Below are 21,240 nucleotides of genomic sequence, written 5' to 3'. Positions count from 1 at the left end.
CCGCCCTTGCGGGGATTATCGGCTGACCGAAACCAAGCTGTGCTCTCGCGCGCCTTCCGCTATCAAGGAACGCCGGAGTTTTGTCGGTGTGGGGCGGTACAACATTGGCAGTCGCATGAGGGGGTTTCATGGAGCTGTCGGCTGCTGCACGGGCTGCCTGGGGGAAGACCGGTGAGGCCAGCCGTAAGCGTTCGATCCCGGCAGAGGCTTGGCACCCCCTCGTCTCGCATCTCATCGACACCGGCAACGTGGCTCGGTGGTTGTGGCGCGAGTTCCTGCCCACGCCGTTCAAGGCTCAGCTGTCTGACGCTATGCCCGGCGGTGCAGCCGATGCTGAACGGCTGATGTGCTGGCTCGCCGCCCTCCATGACCTTGGCAAGGCGTCCGACTTCCAGTCCAAGAGCTCGTTGCATGCCCGGCTGGGGCGTCGGGCAGGGCTTCCGTTCTCTGAGCGGACACAGACGCCGCATTCGTTGGTGTCGGCGTCCGCTCTGTGGCAGCTGCTCAACGCGATGAGCTGGGATGATCCGGACTGGCCTGCGCTGGTTCTGGGCGGTCATCATGGCGCTTTCCCTGGCCTGCTCTGGCAAAGTGTGGCTCGGCGGGCGTTGACGTTCGAGCATCCGGGGTGGGGACCGATCCGGGGCGAGCTGTTCGAAGCTGTCACCGATCATTTCGGCGTGAAACCTGAGACGTGGAGGCAGGTTCGTCCTGCTGTCCCGCTTCAGCTGTGTATCACCGGCGCGGTCATTCTCGCTGACTGGCTGGCGAGCAACGAGGAGCTCTACTCCTACCAAGAACCGTTCTCTCGCGATTACCCGCAGGAGTCCGCGGCGACGACCACGCGAATCCGGGACCTGATCGGCTTCCGGGACGTTTGGCGACCGGACCAGGCCCTGGCTCCAGCAACAGCGCCGGTGTTCTTCGCAGCGCGTTGGCCTGCGATCGCTACTCCTCGAGACGTTCAAGTCAAAGCGTTGAGGGAGGCGCAGCAGGCCACCGGCGCAGGTCTGATGATCATTGAGGCGCCGATGGGAGAAGGCAAGACAGAGGCAGCTCTGGCGGCTGCCGAGGTGCTGGCCGTGCGTGCGGGGTCGCAGGGCGTTTTCGTCGGGTTGCCGACTCAGGCGACAAGCAATCAGATGTTCACCCGCGTGGGGGAGTGGCTGGGGACGCAGGGGGCCCAGACGACTGTCACCCTCGCTCATGGCAAGGCCCGGCGGCAGCAGGAGTATCGCCAGTTGTTCTTGCCGCGAGGGGTCGGGATCGACGAGTGCGACGGTGGGATCGTCGCGTCGCAGTGGCTGTCGGGTGGGAAGAAGCGTCTGCTGACTCCGGTGGTCGTGGGGACCGTCGATCAGGTGCTGCTTGCGGGAGTCGCTGCGCGTCATGTCGCACTGCGCGTGCTTGGGCTGGTCGGGAAGGTGATGGTGGTCGACGAGGTCCACGCCTACGACGCCTACATGTCGGTCATTTTGCGGCGTGTGCTGTCGTGGCTGGGTGCGCTCAATGTCCCGGTCGTACTGTTGTCGGCGACGCTGCCACGAGGCGTTCGTCAGGAGTTGTTGGACGCCTACGCCGGTGACGAGGTCACGGCCGCCGATGGTAGGACCTCGTATCCGCAGATCAGTTGGGTTGGTCGTGGTTCGTCTCAGGTTCGGTCGGTTCCGGCGAGAGCCGAGTCCGGCTCTCCCGTTCGGCTGGGATTTGTCAACGAACCGGGTGCTTCACCCGACGACGTGGTCAACACCGTCTGCGGGCTACTCACCGACGGTGGCTGCGCGCTGGTCATCCGCAACACAGTCGGCCGGGCTCAGCGGACGTGGCGCGCTTTCGTCGACAAGTTGGGGTCCGACAACGTCAGCCTGGCTCACTCTCGGTTCACGACAGCGGACCGGCGAGACCGTGACCGGAAGCTGATCTCGGACTTTGGGCCGAAACGCAAACGCCGGCCGAGCCCGCATGTCGTTGTGGCGACACAGGTAGCCGAGCAGTCACTCGATGTCGACTTCGACGTCGGTGTCAGTGACCTGGCGCCCGTCGATCTTCTCCTGCAGCGTCTTGGGCGCGTCCACCGCCACGAAAGGAAAGACCGACGGAGGGGGCTGAGTGAGCCGCGCCTTCTGGTCGCGGGGCATTCGGTGGTGCCGGACGGTCCTCCACGGTTGCCGTTCGGGAGCGTGATGGTTTACGGCGAGCACCTGCTCTGGCGGACCGCGGCTGCGTTGTTGGGGCGCGACCAGATCAACCTTCCCCAGGACATTCCGGCCCTGATCGAGCAGGTGTATGGAGCCGAGCCGATCGGGCCTGATACGTGGCAGTGGGATCTGCGTCGTGCAGCCGACGATCAGCAGGACGCTCTGGACGCTATGAGGCTCGCGGCCCGTCAGGTCATTCTTCCCCCGCCCGATTGTGGGTCTCTGGCTGACATCGGCAACATCGGTGAGGCACGCGACGAAGACTCTCCCGAAGTCCAGGCCACTGTGCGGCTCGGGCCCCCCACCGTTGAGGTCATCCTGTTGCGGGCCACGACCGCTGATGGCGCTCCCGAGTTCGGGCTTCCGGTCTCGGCTGGTGACAAGACCGAGATCCCTTTGCAGCGCCGGCCGTCTGAGGGTGCTGTGGACACGATCCTTGATCAGGCGATCCGGCTTCCGCAGCAGCTCACCAACTCTGCTCTCGAGCAGAGCTTCCGTGTGCGGGCGTGGAGCGGTAATCCGTGGCTGTCACGGGTCCGCGTGTTGCTGTTGCCTCCTGAGGGCCCACTGCGCATGGGCGATCGGTTGGTTACCTACGACTCCACCATCGGTCTGGAGGATGCTCGTGCTTGAGCAGATTTCCGGTACGCCTGAGGGGCAGTCCCACACCCTCACGTTCAACCTCGTGGACGATCCCTGGTTGCCTTGCCTGCATGTCGATGGCACCGTCACGACATTGTCGCTCAGGGAGCTTCTTCACCAGGCCCACCAGATCCAGGATCTGGTTCTCGACGTCCCCACCCAGTACCCGCCGATCGTCCGGTTGGTGTTGGCGGTGCTTCACCGGGCGGTGGGAAGCGGCGGGCAGCCCGGGCCTCGAACCATCGATGAATGGCTCGCGATTTGGGGGCAGGGTCGGCTGCCGGGAGACCAGATCCATCGATACCTCGACCAGGTCCGGCATCGCTTCGATCTGTTTCATCCTGAGGCGCCGTTTGCGCAGGTGGCTGGGTTGCGTAGCCCCAGCGGCGAGACGAAGACGATCGCGTTGGTCATTCCGTATCTGGCATCGGGTAACAACACGCCGTTGTTCTCCACCGTCCGGGATCAGGCACCACCCTCGCTAACGCCCCCCGAGGCCGCACGCTGGCTCTTGCACGCACACGCTTGGGATACAGCGGCCATCAAGACGGCCGCTGCCGGGGACCCCAAAGCCAAGGCAGGTAAGACCACCGGGAACCCCACCGGCCCGCTCGGCCAGCTCGGCGTGCTGATTCCGACTGGCCAGACCCTCTGGCACACCTTGATGTACAACCTGCTCGTTCTCAACAACCGGTGCAGCGGCTCAGGCGACGTTCCGTCCTGGGAGCGACCTCCTGTCGATGCGACGTGGCGAGAGCGTACCCCGGCTGGACTCCTTGACCTGTACACCTGGCTTGGGCGGCGTATCCGGTTGCTGGTTGAGCACACCCCTGACGGTCCGCGGGTCCGCCGGATCGTCTTGTGTGCGGGCGACCGGCTCCGCACAGCTGACCTTGACGGCATGGAGCCCCATACTGCGTGGCGACAGAGCAAAGCGCAGACGGCCAAGCTCGGTCGAACTGTCTTCATGCCGGTCACTCATCGTCCGGGTCGGCAGCTGTGGCGGGGGCTGGGCACGATCCTGGCGCACGAGAAGGCCACCGCACCCCCCGATTTCAAGTTCAAACCGGCGGACGCTCTGGTTCAGCTTCGAGTTTTCGCTGACGGGCCTCTGGAAGAGCACCTCAAGGGGCATCCGCTGCTTCTCCGGGCCATCGGTATGACCTATGGAACCCAGAGCGCGGTCATCAACGAAACCTACTTCGATGACCTTCCCCTGCCCGTCGCCGTCCTGCGATCGGACAGTTGGGAAACGGTGGCGTTGGACGGTGTCCGCGACGCCGAGGCAACCGCCCGCCATCTGGGGCACCTGGCGACCAACCTTGCCAAGGCTGCTGGATGCCGCGATGACCGGGTGTTGGACGGTCGTCGAGACAACACTCAGATGAGCTTGTATGCGACGCTCGATCCGGAGTTCCGGCGCTGGATCGCGACGCTGGGGGAGGGCGAGGCTCACCAGGAGCCGCGGGCCCTTCAGAGGGCGGCGCGTGACCGGTGGCGGTCCAAGGTGCGGGCCGAAGCTTTCCGCATCGCCGATGAGCTGCTCCTCCGGGTGCCTGCGACGGCAGTTCGGGGCCGTCTGGTCCGCATAGATCGAGACCGCACCGAATGGCTTTCCGCCGCGTTGGCCGAGTTCTGGTTCCGCAGGGCTCTGAACAAGGATCTCCCCCGCCCCGACCAGGAGGCATAACGATGGTGTCCCCTTCACCAGCCCGCTCCAAGGCTGAACCTGCTCGATGGCAATCTGAACTGGCGAATGTCCTGGACGGGTTCGTCATTCGCCGGGCTGGAGAGCCGGATTACGATCGGGCCGGGCTGGCTTCCTGCCGCCGTGGACTCAGCAAGAAACCCATGACCGAACCCGCGATGTACCAGTACATCGCGCCGGTGAGTCTGTCGGTTCCGCGTCACTGGGGCGCCCAGGCTCAGGCACGTGTCGAGGCGGCCACCCACTACACCCTGGCCATGTATGGCTTCCATCAGCAGTCGCAGGACCGCAGGATGCATCAAACCTTCTCCCAGCACCATGGGCCGAGCGTGGGGGCTGCTGCTAGCCGTCTTCATCAGGCGTTGAAGAGCAACACCCCCGAAGGCGTCGACCGGCGTTTCCTGGCCGCCATGACCGCCGACAGTGTCGAGGAGGTCGTCGGGCACCTGCGGGTTCTGGTTCCCCAGTTGCGTCAGCACGCCATTCCCCTGGACTACATCGTGCTGGCCGACGACCTGTTCAACTGGCCCGATTCACAGCGCCGGGCGCGGGCCCGACGCCGCTGGGGCCTGGACTACCGCTGGGTCCCCAGCGACGAAGCCGACAAGCCCGATTCCACCCAATCTCACGCCTAGGGGGCACGTCCGATGGTTTTTCTCGACGTTCACGTTCTGCAGTCGGTGCCGCCGTCCAACCTGAACCGCGACGAGTCCGGCAGTCCGAAGACCGCGGTCTACGGGGGAGTGCTGCGCGCCCGAGTGTCGTCCCAAGCGTGGAAGCGTGCCGTGCGGGATGCGTTCCTCATCAACCCTGACCTGGCCAAGGACGGCGGCCTGCGCACCCGGCAGCTTCCCCGCGTCATCGGCGATGCCGTCACCGTCCGCCGGCCCGCGCTGGGCGCGGTATCGGATGCGGTCGGGGCTGCCGCGACGGTCTCGCTGTTCAAGAAGGTCAAGCTCGCCAAGAACAAGCCGACCACCGAGTACCTTCTGTTCCTCGGTCATGACCAGGTCGAGCAGGTCGCGGATGCGTTGGTGGCCGCTGACCTCGAGGGGGTCGCCGACGATCTGGACTTGTTGCGCGAGCGCATCACTGGGCTCAAGCTGCACGAACTTGGCATCAAGGGACATGCTGGCGCGGTCGCGCTGTTCGGGCGGATGGTCGCAGACGCGCCCGAACTGAACGTCGACGCCGCCTGCCAGGTTGCTCACGCGTTGTCGACCCACCAGGTCGTTGCCGATCAGTTCGACTACTTCACTGCCGTCGACGACGAGTCGCGCCGGCAGGACGAAACGGGCGCGGGGATGATCGGCACCATCGAGTTCAACTCGGCGACCTTGTACCGATTCGCCACCGTATCCTTGGAGGATCTGGTCGCCAACTTGGACGGTGAGCTCGACAGGGCGCTGGATCTTACCGTGGCGTTCGCCCGCACCTTCGCCACCGCCATGCCCACGGGGAAGCAGAACACCTTCGCCGCCCACACCCGACCAGATCTGATCATGCTCAGCGTCCGGACCGACCAGCCGGTCAATCTCGTCGGCGCGTTCGAGGAGCCCGTGAAGGCTGTCGAAGGCGGCATCGTCCCCGCGTCCGTCGTCCAACTGATCAACTACCACGGCCAGCAGGACGAGATGTACGGCACCAAGCCAGCCTTTAGCGCTCTGACCTACCCCGCCTGGCTCGGGGAGCGGGTTCACGATGAGAAGCGGATCGAGCTCGCGTCCGCTCAGCCGCTCCAGTCGGCCCTTGAGGCTGCCCGCGGCGCGTTGGCGGAGCGGATCACCACGTGAGCGTCCTGCTCCTGCGGCTCGCCGGCCCGCTGCAAGCCTGGGGCATGACCAGCCGCCACAACGTTCGAGGTACCCGAACCAGCCCCACCAAGTCGGGGGTGGTGGGGATGCTCGCGTCTGCTCTGGGCCGCCCTCGCGGAGCTGATCTGTCCGATCTTGCTTCACTCGACTTTGGTGTCCGCATCGACCAGCCAGGGGTGCTGGTCGTTGACTATCACGTGGTCACCGCCGCATCCCGTAGCGCCGACCCGGCTCTGCAGCGCCTGCCGACCGCAGCTGGGGCCAGCCTCCCGCCGAAGGATTCAACCAAGGTCACTCGTCGCCACTACCTGGCGGACGCAGTCTTCGTGGCCGCGTTCGGGGGACCGGACATCGAACGACTCGCTGAGGCGCTGCGTATGCCGCGGCATCCCCTCTACCTGGGGCGGCGATCATGTCCGCCATCAAGGCCCGTGCTGATGGACGTCACTGGCCATACGTCAGTCACGACCGCCCTGGAACAGGCAGAGTGGCAGGCAGGTCATGCCGAACGACGACGCCATCGCGATCAGGACCATGTTCGCCTGGAAGTCATCCTCGACGACATCGAGGGGGACGATGTCCTGACTGACCTCCCGGTCCTTTCTCTCCCATCCCAGCGTCGTTTCGGCAGCCGTCGCACCAGGCATACCCGAGTGAGTCTCCCCGTCCGGCCCAAGCCCTCCGCTCAACCCCCTCACGACCCCATGGACCTGCTGGGATGAGATACCGATGTACCTGACACGTGCTTTCCTCAACCCGCGCCGGGCCGGTGCGATCCACCTCCTGGGCAGCCCGCAGCGCATGCATGCGGCAGTCATGGCAGCTTTCCCGCCCGTTCTGGCCTCCGACGACCGAGTCTTGTGGCGCGTCGACAATGAGTCGAATCACCAGACCTCCCTGTACGTCGTTTCGGCTCACCGTCCAGATCTCACCCACCTGATCGAACAGGCAGGGTGGCCTCACTCCGACGTCCCGTCGTGGGCGACGAAGTCTTACGATCCGCTCTTGCAGCGCCTCAAAGCCGGACAACAGTACTCCTTCCGCCTCACGGCCAACCCGACCCATGCCGTCTTCCGCAGAGGCCAGCGCGGCGACCGCCGTCCCCACGTCACGGTGGAGCAGCAAACAACCTGGCTGCTCGAAAAGTCTTCAAAGGCGGGGTTCACGATCCTGCCCTCCCCAACCCCGCATCCCCTGCCTTCCGAACAGGCATACAACCTTCGCCTCGTCGACCGGCACCGCATCAAGTTCTCCCGGGGAGCAGGCTCAAAGCAGGTCACCCTTCACCGAGTGACGTTCCAGGGGCTCCTTGAGGTATCCGACGAAGCTGCCCTCCGTGCAACGCTCACCCAAGGCATCGGCCGCGCCCGCGCCTACGGCTGCGGACTCCTGACCCTTGCCCCACCAGCACTGGACCCATCACCGGAGGTCAAGCGGTAGCTGGCCGGGGACGTACAAGCTGGCCACGCTGACTTGGGACGACCGCGGTGTGCTCGATCCTGCTCGGTAAACCGGCGATAGGATGCGCGCCGAACGCAAGCAGATCGGCCGGCTGCGCAAGCTGCTGATCATGACCGCGCCCGCAGGGATGGTCCCACCCTCTTCGCCTACCTCACGGACGAGACGGGGTGCTCCCCGCGCCCGCGGGGATGGTCCCGAGATAGTGCCCAGCAGGGCCAGGCCGCGCTGGTGCTCCCCGCGCACGCAGGGATGGTCCCACCGACCACTGCTGGGGTGTGCGGGGAGGACGGTCTGCTCCCCGCGCACGCGGGGATGGTCCCCGCTCTCCGACCTGGCCATCGAGCTGTCGCGACTGCTCCCGCGCACGCGGGGATGGTCTAGTTTCTAGGGGCTTCGCTGGTCCGGGAACCGTGCGCGGCGGAGTTCGGGGAGCGGCCTGGCTTGGGTGGGACAATGGGCTCACCATGCCGACGGAGGGCCTGCCGTGTTCATCACCCCGTTGCCAGTCGATATCTTCCTTAGGCACGTGCTGTCGGCTTCCGAAGATTGTGGCTATGCGGGCGTGGTGCTCTTGCTTGCCCGGACTGCCGATGCGCGGTCTCAGCAGGAGGAGGTCACCCGCGATTGGGCGAGCGTCCATGACGTCACGGGCCCGATGCTTGCGGTGGTGTGTCCGGTTCCCTACCCGCAGGACGGACCGAGACCTGTCCGCGGAGGCGGTGTTCCTCATCCGGAGGGGTCAATCGCCGTGGGTGTCGAGGGTTTGACGCTGAACTGTCCTCAGGTGGGAACTTGGTCGTCGTTCCCGACTCGGTATTGGTGGTCACTGGAAGGCGAGCGCGGATTCCGCGGCCTTGGTGAGAGGGCAGCCCGTATCTCGCTGTCTGCGGAGGAGCATCACGCCGCCTGGACCCAGGCAACCACCAGAACCGCTTCGTATTTTGGCATCGAAGAGTCGCTGCTGCCCAGTGTCTTGGTGCTCAGCATGTGGGAGCGCCGTGGGGTGCTACTCGCGGTCGACGAGCGTGTATCGGTCTACAGCCTGTTCAAGAAGCTGGTTGAGAACATGGGGCCTGCTCCGCGCAGGCTCGAGGAACTCGCACGTGAGCAGGCTGAGGTGGATGACCACTTGCCGCAGTTGGCCCAGGCCCTGTGGGATTGGGAGGTCGCGCGTCGCCGGGTGCCTCTAGAGTGGCCCAGGCAAGTCGATGCACTCGATCGTCACCTTGGTGAGGTCGAGTACCTTGATGCGAGTCTTGTTGGGGATTGCCGCCGCAGGCTCAGCGAGATCAGAGACACCGGAGGCTCCGACAGAGAACTCGCCGAGAACCTGCTCCGGGTGATCGATCTGCTGCCTCCCGGTCCCGAGGCCATCAAGATGAACATTCGCAGCGGCTTGCCCAAGCGTATCCGCCGAGTCGTCGTTAAGCTCGAGCGCGGGCATCCTGGAATCGAGTTCTTGAATGTCAGCAAGCCTCCCGGGCTTGACCGAGTAGCTGAGGAAGTCTCCAAGTTGAGAACCCGACAGCATCAGTTGCCTGATGAAATCGCAGCCATCAAGCGGTCGGTCAATTTGTCAGCGGCAGCGATCAGTGTAGGTCAAGAGCTCTTGGGTCCGGTAGAGGAGTCTCCGCTTCGGGAACCGCGGACACTGCCGCTATGGACTTTCACCCACCTGCAACGGCGGGGTAGTTATTCACAACCCGTGCGGCGAGTCCTTACTTAAGATCCCTCGAGCGAAGGCTTGGCGTGGCGCTATCGGAAGACAATTCAGGGCAGGCGTTCGCAGAACTGGTCGACGATCAACTCGGCGAGGAACGCAAGCTCAAGGAATCTCTGGCGCAACGCGGTCTCGCAGTGGTGACCAGCAGCGGAGTACTGGTGGCACTGTCGCTGGGTGCAACATCCCTGGCGAGCCGGGCTCCGAATAGCCGCTTGCCAGGGCTGGCGGTAGCGTTCGTCATCGCAGCGCTCGCCTGCTTTATCGCCGCCGCGTTCACAGCGCTCGCCGTAAATGCCCCCCGCCGCCACGGTGTCGTGGATGTCCAATGGCTTCGCGAAGCCTGGGAACGTCGCGACCGAAACGCGCATGTGAGTGCTTATGAGGCAAGGCTTGATCTCCTTACGAGTCTTCGAGCGGGTAACCGGATCGCTGGCCGGCTGCTCCTCGGTGCACTCCTCGGCGAACTCGCCGCAGTCATTCTGCTAACTGTCGCTGCTGCCCTCATCCTGATCCGCTCTGGTGATTGGAATTGACCGGAGCGGAAGGGATATCGTTCTATCCAGCTGTTCGGTCGGCGGGGATAGCGGCGGGTTGTTGTTGGGGGGACCTTAATTCCGGTCCGGTAGACGCCGGACGAGGCCCCGTTTTGGTCTGGGCTTGTGAGTGGCGGTGGAGGGTCACTCCGAGCGCGTACAAGTCGGCCCGATGGCCGACCGGCCTGCCGTGCCCCTGTTCAGGAGGCATGTAGCCGGGTGTGCCCATGGGGATGCCGTGGCTGGTCAGGCCGAGGGCGACGTCGGGGAGGTTGGCGATTCCGAAGTCGCAGATCTTGATGGTGCCGTCGGTGAGGAACATCAGGTTGGCGGGTTTGATGGCGCGGTGCACGATGCCTGCGCGGTGTGCCGCCGCGAGTCCGGCGCACGTTTGGATGCCTCAGTCCAGAACCCTGTCGAACGGCAGGCCCGCAGGGGACTGGTTCAGTAGCAGGCCCAGGTTGTGGCGTTCAGGAATTCCAGGATCAGGAAACGGACGAGTCGAACCCGGCCGTGGCGATCGGTGTAGAGGTGTTCGCCGAAGTCGTAGACCGCGGAGGTCAGAGACCACCTCTTCTGCCAGGGGTTTCTTCACGTCCACAGCCAGCCACGCCGCCAGCGATCATGCTGTGATCAGCAGCCTCGAAGAGGCTGCTGGAAAAGGTTCCATGTAGGGCCATCGAAAGTACGGCTTCGTGGTCGTTTGGCGTCTCTTCCAAGTCGTCCAGTCCACCGTCGATTGAACAGGCATCAGATAGGGTCTGACATTTCTTGTAGGAAGAATCGCCTGGCGCGTGTGCTCGCCAGGCTGGTGCCTGTGGTGGCACCAGGTTTCAGGGAATGTGCGTCCTCAGGAAAGCTAGTTCGGACTGCAGCGCTGTCTGGACGGCCTCGGGCGATCGCAGGGTGTGGCCTTCTTTGGGGAAGGTGATGAGTTCTCCGAGTTGGCCCAGGTTTTGGGTGAGTGTTCTGGATTGGTTCACCGGGGTGATGGGGTCATTTTCGCCGTGCAGAATCAGGACGGGGCGTGTGATCTGTTCTGGTTGGGTGAGGAGGGAGCGCTCTTGGTAGAGGTGCACTGTCTCGGGCCAGGGGCCGATGAGGCCGTCGGTGTGGTGGGCGTGGAATTTGGGGGCTACGTTGCGCCAGGTGGTGGGGTCTACGACTGGGCAGCGGGCGATGGCGGCGGCGAAGACGTTGGTGAGGGCGAGGGCGCGGATCGCGGTGTAGCCGCCGGCGCTTGCGCCCCAGATCGCGAGTCTCTGGGGATCGGCTAGGCCGCTTTCGGAGAGGTGGAGGGCGGCGTCGGCGCAGTCGTGGGCGTCGGTGATGCCCCAGTTCCCTTTGAGCGCTTGCCGGTAGGGGCGTCCGTAGCCGGTGCTGCCGCGGTAGTCGATTTCGGCGACGGCGTAGCCGCGGCTGGTGAGGAACTGGGTGTGCCAGTCGAGGCGTAGCGGGACGTTCGCGGTGGGGCCGGGGTGGGCTTTGACGATGAGTGGCGGTGTGCGGTGGCCGTTGCGCGGTGGGTGGTAGAGGCCGTGTGCCGTTCCGCCGTCGCGGGTGGGGAAGGCGAAGGGGTGGGGGAGTACCACGTCGGTTGCTTCGGAGGGTGGCGTGTTGATGCGTTGGAGGGCTGAGTCGTTCGTGTCTAGGAGGGCGACTTCGGGTGCGCGGGTTGGGCTCGAGCCGATGAAGGCGATCTGCGTGCCGGACGCCGACAGGTAGGGCTTGATTGAGGTGTAGGGCTGGTCCAGCGGGGTGGGTTTGCCGTCGGTGAGGACTTCCAGAGTGTGTTGGCTGCCCTGTTGGATGGCGGCGACGATGCGTCCGTCGGTGAGGAAGGCGTAGGTCGAGTAGCCGAGTTCCCATTGGGCGATGCCGAACTCGCGCTCGTCCTGGAGGAGGGCTTGCACGTGCCCTTGCTGCCAGGTGTAGAGGTTCCACCAGCCGGAACGGTCGGAGACGAAGTGGAGCACTCCGGCGGGACTCCACTCGGGCTGGAACACCGATTCCTCTGGGCCGCCTGCGACGAGGAGCGGCGTTCCCAGATGCTTGTCGCGGATTTCGGCGACCCAGAGTTGGGTGCCGTCCCAGGGCATGAGGGGTGCGTTCCAGCTGGTCCAGGCGAGCCAGCGGCCGTCTGGGCTCGGCCGGGGCGCGGAGTAGAAGTCGGCTCCGTACGCCATTGAACGCACTGAGCCGTCACGGTCGATCAGGACCAGGTCGTTGCTGACGTGGTTACCGTCGTGGCGTTCGCGGACGGCCCACAGCCCGTGCCCGTCGACGCTTGGGCGCATGTCGGCGTAGCGGTGATCGCCGGAGGGCGGTGTGATTGGGATCGGCGTGGTGTTGTTCGACGCCCAGTAGATGCGCTGGTCGTCGGCGGACGAGAACCAGACGCCCTGGCGGGTGGCCCAGTACGCGCCGCCTCCGTACTCGTGGACCCGCGATGCGACGCTGTGACCTCCCGTGGGGACGTCCAGGGGGCCGTCTTCAGGTGTCCAGCGCACCAGGACGTCTCGTCCGTCCGGCCGTCCTTCAATCCAGAAGATCGCATCGTCGACGGCCTGAACCGCGTCGTAGGCCACGGTCGACCGGGCGACCAGCTCCGCCGGGACATCGCTCATTGCACGGCTCGCAGCCGTGCACGCACCAGCTCGTCCAACTCGTGAGCCCGGCTCTGCTCACCCAGGCTCCCCAAGACGTCGCGGAACCGGCGCACCCGCCGGATTCCCGAGACTGACCCGCGCATCGCGAACACCTCCAACGCGTCGGTGGCCGCCGCCACCGCTACATCGATCTTGCCCGTTCGAAGGTGTGCTTCGGCCAAGCCGACCTTGAGCTGGGCGCCACGCCGCTCGCAGGAGTGGGGAAGTGCGGAGATCCCCTCGGAGAAGGCGGCTGCGACCGAGCCAGGGTCGTCCATCCGCAGGAAGGCCGTTCCGGAATAGCCCGCCAACGCAGCGCGGTCGAAGTCATACATCCACTCTTCACGGTGTGCGGCGGCATCAAGGAGGTCTTGGGCGTCGGCGAGGAGCCGTCGAGCGTCCGTGCGGCGAGCTGGCACCAAGGCGAAGGCCGCGGCATTCACCGCGCTTAACCAGGCTCGTGTTTGGCGGCTGATGCTCTTGGGGGCCGTGGCCAGCGCGGTTTCGGCATGCCGATGCGCCTCGGGAAGCAGCCCCATGCCCTCACAGGCCAACGCACGATAGGCGCTGATGTAGGAGCCGAGCGCGGTGTCCTGTGACTCGGCGATCAGGCTCTCGGCCCGCTGGTAGTAGAGGTTCGATTTGTAGTCGTCGCCGAGGTCGTACCAGATCCACGCGGCGAATCCGGCGGCCTTGCTGGCGGCTGCAGCGATTCGACGGCGGAGCGACTGCGGCTGGCAGCCTTTCAGCAGGGAGAGCAGCAGCCCCAGCTGGGTTTCGACCGGGACGAGCAGTTGAGTGGAAGACAACTGGTGGTACAGGACCCGCTGCCGATCGGTGATCAGCTCCAGATCAGCGACGATCTCCGGTGACACGGTCGCGGACGCTCCGCCGACGGCTGCCAACCGCGCCCAGTCCAGGTCGAGTGGTGTGGAGCCAGCCGCGCTCCTTGCTCTTTGATGGCGCGCTGTTTCACGCTCGTGCCGGTCTGCGGCCTTCTCACGGACCACAGCCGGGAATCGTGCGATGAGTTGGCCCGCTGCGTTCAGCGCTTGGTCACACCGAGCCACCAGCGGCTCCGCAGGGGCGACTTCGCCGCGTTCCACTGCGCTGAGGTGCTGACTGGAGTAGTCGACGAGCCGACCGAGCTCGACCAGGGTCAATCCCTGCTCCACCCGCAGTCTTCGCAAATCGGCGGCCAACTGGAGACGCACGGAGGCGGACGCGTTCACCTGTTTGGCAGGACGCCCCGCCTTCCGTCTCCCAGAGCCGTCTGAGGTGCGGGACATCGGCTCACTCTCTCCGGTTTTCTCGTCGTTGCGAGCAAATCGAACCCGGGCGTGTGCTGTCACTACAACCCCACAGGGGACCGCAACCTCCAGATAAGGAGATGCGATGACCGAGACACGTCATGGCGCACCCGCTCCCACGTGGGTGCCGGGTGTGGACGTGAGTCGTCCGCACCTGATCGGGTGCGATGGCATCGGGATGTCGGCGCTGGCGGCGCTGTACATCGGGGCCGGGCGCACGTTCACCGGCTGGGACCGCAAGCGCAGAGCCTTCAGCCGCGTGCTTTGTAGTGATTCGACATCCGCCCGATTCTTATTTTTGCAGGTCAGAGGTCCATAGAGTGTGCCGGAAGGTTCCATGATCACCCACATTCCGTGCCCACCATGTGCCCACCAACCTCCGCTGCGCCCCCTTGCCGATAGCGGGAAGAGTCTTACGTTGCGTAGCCAACTCCCTGGAGAACTCCAGGTTGGTGAGGCTGCCATGAGGCGGGGGCGCTTCCACACCTCCCCGACCTGTTCAAACCACCCCCACGGTCGTGGGACCACTACCACTGGTGGAGCTTGCGAACCTGGTAGGCCGGACCACCCCCACGTGCGTGGGGACCACATGGCTGCGCTCCCTGACGGGTTGCGTCCTGCGGGGCCACCCCCACGTGCGTGGGGACCACACTTCCGACCTGCTGCTTCACAAGCGCAGATGGAAAAGCTGTCGGTGTTTAGGGTGCGGCGCTGGGAGCTCCAAGCCTGTCGGCGCATGGGTCATGCTCCTACTCGGTGGCTCCGATCCGGTTTGGCCTCAGTCTGACGGAGTGCTCAGTGCATGTCAGGTGCCCAGCCGGGTGGGTGGGCTCGTTCGCGGCACCCAGAGCTCTGAAGCTTGAGTACCGGCGGAGACTATCCCGGCGACTGAAGAGCGCTGAAGGCGTCCTGCGGTGGCTGGGGGCTGAAGGCGTGGGTGATGGTCGTCGGCCAGTGGGCGAGGTGGGGACGGCGGTTGGGGCCGTGGGGCCAGTGGCCGCGGAGTAGGGCGATGAGGTCGAGGCCTGTCCAGTAGTCGATGGTCTGGTGGATCACGTCGGTGTTTTCGCCGGGGGCGGTGATCCAAATGGTGGTCGGTGCGGTGTGGCCTGAGCGGATGTGGTCGGCCTTGGCTTCGAGATGTTCGATCGAGTCCTCAAGGGTGTCGAACACCGACAGCCGGCCGGCGACCGCGTCATCGGTGATTGCGAGTTGGTTGCCGCGGAGTATGAGGTTCAGGTCGTGACGAGTGGTGACGACATCGGGGAGGCGTTCGTCCTCCATGAGGGCTTCGACGAAGGCTGTGCGGAGCCAGTCGTTGGCGAAGGGGCCTTCGATCCCGCTGTGGAGCGGTCGGGTGATGCTGTGGAGGAGTCGCTGCCTGCGCGGTGGTCTGTGGTCACCCCTCGTAGGAGGGATGCGGCTGGGGTGCGCCGCTGCTGAGTCGAGGGGCGAGTGGCCGGAAGGGGTTGAAGCGCAAGCGAGGCCGGTCTTGGTGCTCGCCTGAGGCTGATTACTCACGGTGTCTCCTGGTCGTTGCTGGGTGCTTGCCTAGATGGAAGCCGACCGGCTGGGCCAGGGGCCACGCTCAAAGTCACCAAGACAGGAAGTGGTCTTGCGAAGTCGTCGTAGCGTCGTGTTGCGAGCGGCTGAAGTGCTTATTGGCCAAGGCTTTCGGCGGTGCCTCACCTGCGCCGAGCCGGGGTGATGAGTTCTTGTCTGTGGCAAGAAACGCTCACCTGCGTCACCGTCCTGTTACGCTACGTGACTTCACTGCGGCTGAGCGTCAGAGGAGTGATGTGGCGGACGGGCCAGAGGTGGCAGCGCGTCTCCTGGAGGGCATCGTCCCGGACGAGCTGTACCGCGCTTACCGAGTGCTACTGGAGGGACAGGGATGTCCCCCGGAAGAAGAGTCTGAGACTCTGGGGGACGCGGAGATCGTCACTGCGTTGCTCGATCGGGGGATGGCCTACCGGGGACCTGAACGGGGGGAAGTTCCGCCGCTGTTTCCGGCGCCGCCACACCTGGCGCTTCAGGCTGTGCTGGTCGAGCTGAACCAGCGGCTGAGCAGCGAGCACGAACGCCTTCTGGACGGTCATCGCCGCCTGATCGAATACACGCCCGCCCCAAAGGCGAGCGGCCAGGGGGCATCACGCGGGCTGATCGAGATCGTCACCGAGCCGGAAGAGATCGTACGGCTGTCCGGGGCTCTGGTGAACGCGGCAAGGAGCGACTGGCTGACGCTGGAGAGCTACCTGACCGAATGTCCACTTCAGGACACCGTGCTCATTGAGCCCCCGCCCGCCCTGCGGAAGGGCGTGCGGAGTCGCACCATCTACGAGAGCCGCTGGGCCGACCATCCCATCGTCGCCGAGAACATTGTCGGTGCCGTCGAACTCGGTGAGGAAGCCCGGATGCTGCCCGGCATCGGGATGAAGATGAAACTCGCCGACCAGAGTGTGGCGCTGCTCCCACTCGGGCCCACCGGGATGACGGGTGCGGTGCTTGTCCGCTCACCCGTCATCGTCACGGCGCTGCGTCAGTACTTCGAGATGCTCTGGGAGCGGGCGACGCCGATCGGAGCGGTCCAGTCCGACAACCCGCTCAGCGAAGACCTGCGTGCGGTGCTGGAACTGCTGGCCCAGGGGGCCGATGACGACGCCATTGCCCGCCGTCTGAAGATCAGCACCACCACGGTTCGGCGGCGATTCACCCTCCTCCGCGAGGAGCTGGGAGTCGCCTCACGCTTCGCTGCCGGCGTCGCCGCTGTCCGCCGCGGCTGGATCAAGTAGCCCGCTCAAGCGGCCGTGCCCATTCCCACGTCAGGAGCGCCATGCCCTCGTTCCAGTACCAGGACTTCGTCCCCCATCAGCGGTTCCAGCGTGCTCTGGCCTTCTCACCGGCAGGCGATCACATCGCGTTCTCAAGTAACGCGGGTGGCACGTCCGCGTTGTGGATGGTTTCGGTGAACGGTGGGCCCGCGCGCAAGCTCGCGCAGATGCCTGGGCGGATTGTCCGCCAGGCCGCCTGGACGCCGGATGGGGCCGCCGTGGTGTTCACCGCGGATTTCGAGGGGGACGAGCAGTACGGCATCTTCCTGGTCGGTCTCGATGACGCCGAGCCGACTCCGATCGCGTCAAGTGTGAAGTGCCAGCGCCATCTCGCGCACCGTCCCTTCGACTCGGACGGCCGCCGTCTGCTGTACGCGGCCAACGATCGTGAGGCGACCGTTCAAGATCTGCTGATCCGGGACCTGGTCACCGGTGTTGTGCAGCGGTTCGAGCCGGAGGAGGGTGTGGCGTTCATGCCCGTGGCGTTCTCTCCGGACGCCCGCTGGCTGCTGGTGTTCGGCTTCCGCTCCAACACCGAGGTCAGTTCGTACCTGCTCGACCTCACCCGTTCGGACGCCGAGCCGCAGTGCGTGACCGAGGCGTACGGAACAGGGTTCTTCCTGCCGCAGTGCTGGGCGCCGGACTCGTCCGGCTTCTACCTGCTGACCGATCTGTGGGGATTCACCGCGGCGGCCTTCTACCGGTTGGACGACCGCACCCTGACTCCTGTCGCGCAGCACGAATGGGACGTGGAGGAGCTCGACGCTGGCGCCGAGGCGCTCGCCTGGACTGTCAACGAGGCTGGTCGGTCGGTCCTGCACGTCCGGCGCGGCCAGGGGGCGGTCGGGGTTCCGGAGGTGCCCGGCGGGGTGATCTCGACCCTGAGCCTGTCGCCGGGCGGCCGGAAGGCGGCGATGCTGCTGGACTCGCCGACGCGTCCGGAGGAGATCCTGCTGGTCGACCTCAACGAGAGCTCTTCGCGCCGGCTCACCGACGGCAGGCCGCCGGCGCTTCGCTCGGTCGCGGCTGTCGAACCCGAGTCGATCAACTTCCCGACCTCTGGCGGACGGGAGGTGCACGCCTTCGTCTACAGGCCGACGACGCCGGGTCCGCACCCGGTGCTGTTGTCGATCCACGGTGGTCCGGAAGGGCAGGAGCGTCCGCGCTACGCGGCGCTCTACCAGCATCTGCTTCATCATGGGATCGCGGTGTTCGCGCCCAACATCGCCGGATCGGCCGGTTACGGGATTGCTCACCAGAAGCTCATCTACCGCGATTGGGGCGGTATCGACCTGGAAGATCTCGACCACGCGGTCCGGTACCTGCGCACCCGACCTGAGCTCGACATCGACCGGGTCGCGGTCTTCGGTGGCTCCTACGGTGGGTTCGCCGCGCTGTCCTGCCTGGCCCGGTTGCCGCACCGCTGGGCGGCGGGTGTCTCGATCTGTGGTCCGTCCAACCTGGTCACCCTCGCCTCCGAGGCGCCGCCCACCTGGCGGAAGGTGGTCGATACCCTTCTGGGCAACCCGGAGAAGGATGCCGAGCGCCTGCTCGCGAACTCCCCGATCACGTACGCGGACGCCATCGACGCCCCGCTGATGGTCCTGCAGGGCGCCCGCGATCCGCGGGTCCCGCGTGCCGAGTCCGACAGTCTCGTCAAGAGCCTCCGCGACCGCGGTGTCCACGTTCGCTACGAGGTTTTCCCGGACGAGGGGCACGGCTTCACCACACAGGCCAACGAGCTGCGCGCCTACTCCGAAACCGCCGTGTTCCTGATCGAGCACCTCTGCGGGGTCGGCCGGTGACCGACTTCCGCCTGCTCACCAACCGGGCGGTCACCCCACTGCTGGTGGCACGACTTCTCTCCTCGGCAGGGGTGGGATTCGGCCAGGTGGCCCTCGTCTGGGGGTTGAAGACCAACGGGTACAGCGCCGACGCGATCTCCCTGGTGGCGGCATGCAAGGCCATACCGGCACTGCTGATCCTGGCCGGCGGCGTCCTGGGAGACCGTTTCAAACGCCACCACGTCCTGGCCGGAGCCGACCTCACCGCGAGCCTCACCTGGCTGGCCATCGGCGCCTGCCTGCTCAACAGTCACACCCCGACGGCTCTCTTGTGCGTCCTCGCGCTGTTGTCAGGAACGGCCTATTTCATCTTCCTGCCCACCGTCCGAGGCATCGTTGCCGATCTCCTTCCCGGCGAACAGCGCCATGCTGGAAACGCGCTCGTGTGGCAGGCCGAGGCGACCGGCGCACTGATCGGTCTTGCTGCGGGGGGAGTGGCGGTGAGCTCGTTCGGCGCGTCGTCTGCCTCCGTTCTCAAGGCCGCGATGTGCCTCGTCAGCGCCGCACTGCTCCTCCGCCTCGACATCCCACGCCGCAGGACGAAGACGCCGGGACTGATCTCCGAGCTTGCGGCCGGCTGGAGACACTTCGCCGGCCATCCCTGGATGTGGGCGATCGCGCTGCAGTTCACCACCGCCGTCATGGCCACTGCGACGCTCACCGAGATCATCGGACCGCTGTTCATGACCGACCACGGTCGCACCGCCACGACCTGGGGAATCGTCGGCGCGTGCGAAGCCTTCGGCGCTCTCGCCGGGGCGGTTCTGGCCGTTTGGTGGAAGCCGCGCCAATCGATCCTCCTCACGGTCGTCCTGCTGACCTTTGCGGGAGCGCCGGTCCTGGCCGTCGGCGTCGCGGCGTCCTCGGAGGCCATCGCGGTGACAATGCTCGTGTCCGGTGTCGCCAAAGCGGTCTGCCTGGTGCTGTGGCTTACCCAGCTCCAGAAGACCCTGCCCCTCGAGACGCTCGCCCGCGTGAACGCCTGGAGCATCCTCCCCGCCTACGCCCTCGCGCCCATCGCGCTCCTGCTGGTCGGCCCACTCACTCAAGCCAACGGCCCCGAATATGCCGCCCTCCTGGTCACCGCAATCGTCCTGATCTCGACCGCCGCCGCATTGCTCGTTCTCTTGCTGGGAGTGCGCGTGAAGAGCCGCAAAGAGGAGGAACGGGACGAGGCGCTCACGGCCTCGTAGATCCTCAAGGACGAGGTTGTCGACTACTCGATGAGTGCGAGCGTTGACCCTGTGTCACAAGTAGAGGAGTATGGAGCGCAGAGCACGTCACTGCATCCAATGACGTGCTATCCGTAATCAGTCTCAGAGGAAGGAATGGCTCAGATGATCGGATTCAGCCTGATTGTGGAGCTCCTTCGTGACCGAGCCTGGTATTCCGAACGATGACCACACTCTTGAGCTTGCCTGCGAACTCCGCGAGCGGGTTCGAGATCTGAACTATGCGGCGTCAGGCCCACCTGGACTGACGGCACCGCAGACCGTCTACGCCGTCCTGGGCAGCCTGAACGAGGCCGCCTACGGACTGGACCAACTGCTTGAGCAGATGGGCGAGTTCCTGGAGCAACAGCTCTCGGCCGGACGGCTGGCCAGTACCAGCGAGGACGGGCCGGACCTGGCGGTGAGTCGCGCACAGGACGAGATGCGTCAGGCGGCCGAGTACGCCCAGGAACTCAGCAACGTGCTGGAGGGCGCGCAGCGCGAAATCGCTGTCCTGTTCGTCCCCGAGACCGGCACCCCACCAAGTCCCCTCTCCCCGAGAATCCCGCTGGTCGGCCAGTCCAACCCGGCAGCGGTGGCGAGTGCCGACCTCCCGGCCGACGCTGACGGTCCACCATCACCAGCACACTCGCTTCCGCCGACTCGTCCGACCATCCCCCGGCGGGCTCCCCGCCGAGGGCCGTAGCGGGTGGAACCTGCGTTGAGCATCGGCGTCCGCGCTGGAGCGTTGCTGTCCCCACGAGCCTTGCTCCGCGCGGAGCAAGAAATGGAAAACATTACGTCTTCGCGAGTTGGACCGAGCGCGGTCCAACAAGGAGGGCCAGATCGGGCGCGATCTGGCTGGAGGTGTGAGTGGCTGAAGGACCCTGTCCGCCGGGCCGGAAGAAGCGGGACGCGACAGGACGGAACACCCGGGCACATCAGAGCCCTCGTCGTTCCAAGGCGGTTCTCGCCTACCTGTCCGACGAGGAACACGCGCTGTTGGACACCGCAGCGAAACGCGAGCACCTGGCCTTGGGCGCGTACGTGGCCCAGGCTGCTCTCGCCCAGGCCGCCGACGTTCCCCGAGCGGATCACTCTCTCCTGCGTGAGCTGCTGAAGGAGCTGATGCAGGCCCGCAGTCAGGTTCGCAGGCTCGGCGTGAACCTCAACCAGTCCGTGGCGGCTCTGCATTCGGGGGAGCTGACCAACCAGCTCGGCGCTTATGCCCAGGCATGCGCGCGGACGGTGGACAAGCTCGATCGAACCGCCGACGAGGTCTGCCAGCGGCTCCCGTGACGGCGCGACGAGAGCCTC

The 21,240-nt window shown here is 65.7% G+C and carries 18 protein-coding genes; 14 read left to right on the top strand and 4 right to left on the bottom strand.

What is annotated here, in order from left to right:
• Positions 1 to 128 precede the first annotated feature (128 nt).
• The 8 genes from P696_RS50820 to P696_RS56615 all read left to right on the top strand — a co-directional run bounded on the left by P696_RS50820 (position 129) and on the right by P696_RS56615 (position 10,079).
• Positions 129 to 2,831 (top strand): CRISPR-associated helicase/endonuclease Cas3, encoded by a 2,703-nt coding sequence (locus P696_RS50820; protein WP_051468769.1) that lies wholly within the window; start codon positions 129 to 131, stop codon positions 2,829 to 2,831.
• Entirely contained in the window at positions 2,824 to 4,530 is a 1,707-nt protein-coding gene (gene casA, locus P696_RS0137830) for a type I-E CRISPR-associated protein Cse1/CasA (RefSeq protein WP_051468768.1), read from the top strand. Before P696_RS50820 ends, casA begins: the two co-directional genes overlap by 8 nt.
• Positions 4,449 to 5,183 (top strand): type I-E CRISPR-associated protein Cse2/CasB, encoded by a 735-nt coding sequence (casB, locus tag P696_RS50815; protein ID WP_084338819.1) that lies wholly within the window; start codon positions 4,449 to 4,451, stop codon positions 5,181 to 5,183. Before casA ends, casB begins: the two co-directional genes overlap by 82 nt.
• A gap of 12 nt (positions 5,184 to 5,195) precedes the next feature.
• The gene (cas7e, locus tag P696_RS0137820) at positions 5,196 to 6,341 is read left to right on the top strand and encodes a type I-E CRISPR-associated protein Cas7/Cse4/CasC (RefSeq protein WP_026416388.1); all 1,146 of its coding nucleotides are present in this window, start codon (positions 5,196 to 5,198) and stop codon (positions 6,339 to 6,341) included.
• Positions 6,338 to 7,084: a type I-E CRISPR-associated protein Cas5/CasD gene (cas5e, locus tag P696_RS55300; RefSeq protein WP_211245956.1), complete on the top strand. Its 747-nt coding sequence runs from the start codon at positions 6,338 to 6,340 to the stop codon at positions 7,082 to 7,084. Before cas7e ends, cas5e begins: the two co-directional genes overlap by 4 nt.
• 7 nt (positions 7,085 to 7,091) lie before the next feature.
• On the top strand, positions 7,092 to 7,802 hold the full coding sequence (cas6e, locus tag P696_RS0137810; protein WP_026416386.1) for a type I-E CRISPR-associated protein Cas6/Cse3/CasE: 711 nt from the start codon (positions 7,092 to 7,094) through the stop codon (positions 7,800 to 7,802).
• Between the two features lie 505 nt (positions 7,803 to 8,307).
• Positions 8,308 to 9,549 carry a hypothetical protein gene (locus P696_RS56620; RefSeq protein ID WP_157430168.1) on the top strand — a complete coding sequence of 414 codons (1,242 nt, stop codon included), beginning with the start codon at positions 8,308 to 8,310 and terminating at the stop codon, positions 9,547 to 9,549.
• A 23-nt stretch (positions 9,550 to 9,572) separates the two neighbouring features.
• A complete protein-coding gene (locus tag P696_RS56615; RefSeq protein WP_157430167.1) occupies positions 9,573 to 10,079 on the top strand; it encodes a hypothetical protein in 507 nt (168 codons plus the stop codon).
• A 22-nt stretch (positions 10,080 to 10,101) separates the two neighbouring features.
• On the opposite strand, the gene P696_RS59470 is transcribed toward P696_RS56615, so the two are convergent.
• From P696_RS59470 to P696_RS0137790, 3 genes are all read right to left on the bottom strand, one after another.
• Positions 10,102 to 10,476, bottom strand: a complete 375-nt coding sequence (locus P696_RS59470; RefSeq protein WP_084338817.1) for a protein kinase domain-containing protein — start codon at positions 10,474 to 10,476, stop codon at positions 10,102 to 10,104.
• Positions 10,477 to 10,912: 436 nt separating this feature from the next.
• A complete protein-coding gene (locus P696_RS50810) occupies positions 10,913 to 12,706 on the bottom strand; it encodes a S9 family peptidase (protein WP_051468763.1) in 1,794 nt (597 codons plus the stop codon).
• On the bottom strand, positions 12,703 to 14,016 hold the full coding sequence (locus P696_RS0137790) for a helix-turn-helix domain-containing protein (protein WP_084338815.1): 1,314 nt from the start codon (positions 14,014 to 14,016) through the stop codon (positions 12,703 to 12,705). Before P696_RS0137790 ends, P696_RS50810 begins: the two co-directional genes overlap by 4 nt.
• Positions 14,017 to 14,122: 106 nt before the next feature.
• On the opposite strand from P696_RS0137790, the gene P696_RS56610 reads away from it, so the two are divergent.
• Positions 14,123 to 14,356 (top strand): Mur ligase domain-containing protein, encoded by a 234-nt coding sequence (locus P696_RS56610; protein WP_157430166.1) that lies wholly within the window; start codon positions 14,123 to 14,125, stop codon positions 14,354 to 14,356.
• Between the two features lie 557 nt (positions 14,357 to 14,913).
• On the opposite strand, the gene P696_RS0137780 is transcribed toward P696_RS56610, so the two are convergent.
• Positions 14,914 to 15,321, bottom strand: a complete 408-nt coding sequence (locus tag P696_RS0137780) for a hypothetical protein (protein ID WP_026416381.1) — start codon at positions 15,319 to 15,321, stop codon at positions 14,914 to 14,916.
• A gap of 755 nt (positions 15,322 to 16,076) precedes the next feature.
• Between P696_RS0137780 and P696_RS53380 the strand changes: the two genes are divergently transcribed.
• The 5 genes from P696_RS53380 (at position 16,077) to P696_RS0137755 (ending at position 21,222) form a co-directional block, all read left to right on the top strand.
• Positions 16,077 to 16,829, top strand: a complete 753-nt coding sequence (locus tag P696_RS53380; protein ID WP_170026700.1) for a helix-turn-helix transcriptional regulator — start codon at positions 16,077 to 16,079, stop codon at positions 16,827 to 16,829.
• Positions 16,830 to 16,870: 41 nt separating this feature from the next.
• A complete protein-coding gene (locus P696_RS0137770; RefSeq protein WP_157430164.1) occupies positions 16,871 to 18,673 on the top strand; it encodes a S9 family peptidase in 1,803 nt (600 codons plus the stop codon).
• Positions 18,670 to 19,905, top strand: coding sequence for an MFS transporter (locus P696_RS0137765; protein ID WP_026416379.1), 1,236 nt, complete (start codon positions 18,670 to 18,672; stop codon positions 19,903 to 19,905). Before P696_RS0137770 ends, P696_RS0137765 begins: the two co-directional genes overlap by 4 nt.
• Positions 19,906 to 20,083: 178 nt before the next feature.
• Positions 20,084 to 20,629: a hypothetical protein gene (locus tag P696_RS0137760; protein ID WP_157430163.1), complete on the top strand. Its 546-nt coding sequence runs from the start codon at positions 20,084 to 20,086 to the stop codon at positions 20,627 to 20,629.
• Positions 20,630 to 20,796: 167 nt separating this feature from the next.
• The gene (locus P696_RS0137755; RefSeq protein ID WP_425394175.1) at positions 20,797 to 21,222 is read left to right on the top strand and encodes a plasmid mobilization protein; all 426 of its coding nucleotides are present in this window, start codon (positions 20,797 to 20,799) and stop codon (positions 21,220 to 21,222) included.
• Positions 21,223 to 21,240 lie beyond the last annotated feature (18 nt).

The sequence above is a fragment of the Actinomadura oligospora ATCC 43269 genome (genome assembly GCF_000518265.1).
GTDB lineage: Bacteria > Actinomycetota > Actinomycetes > Streptosporangiales > Streptosporangiaceae > Spirillospora > Spirillospora oligospora.
Note: the sequence above shows the minus strand (reverse complement) of the source record. Positions and strands in the feature narration are given on the sequence as shown.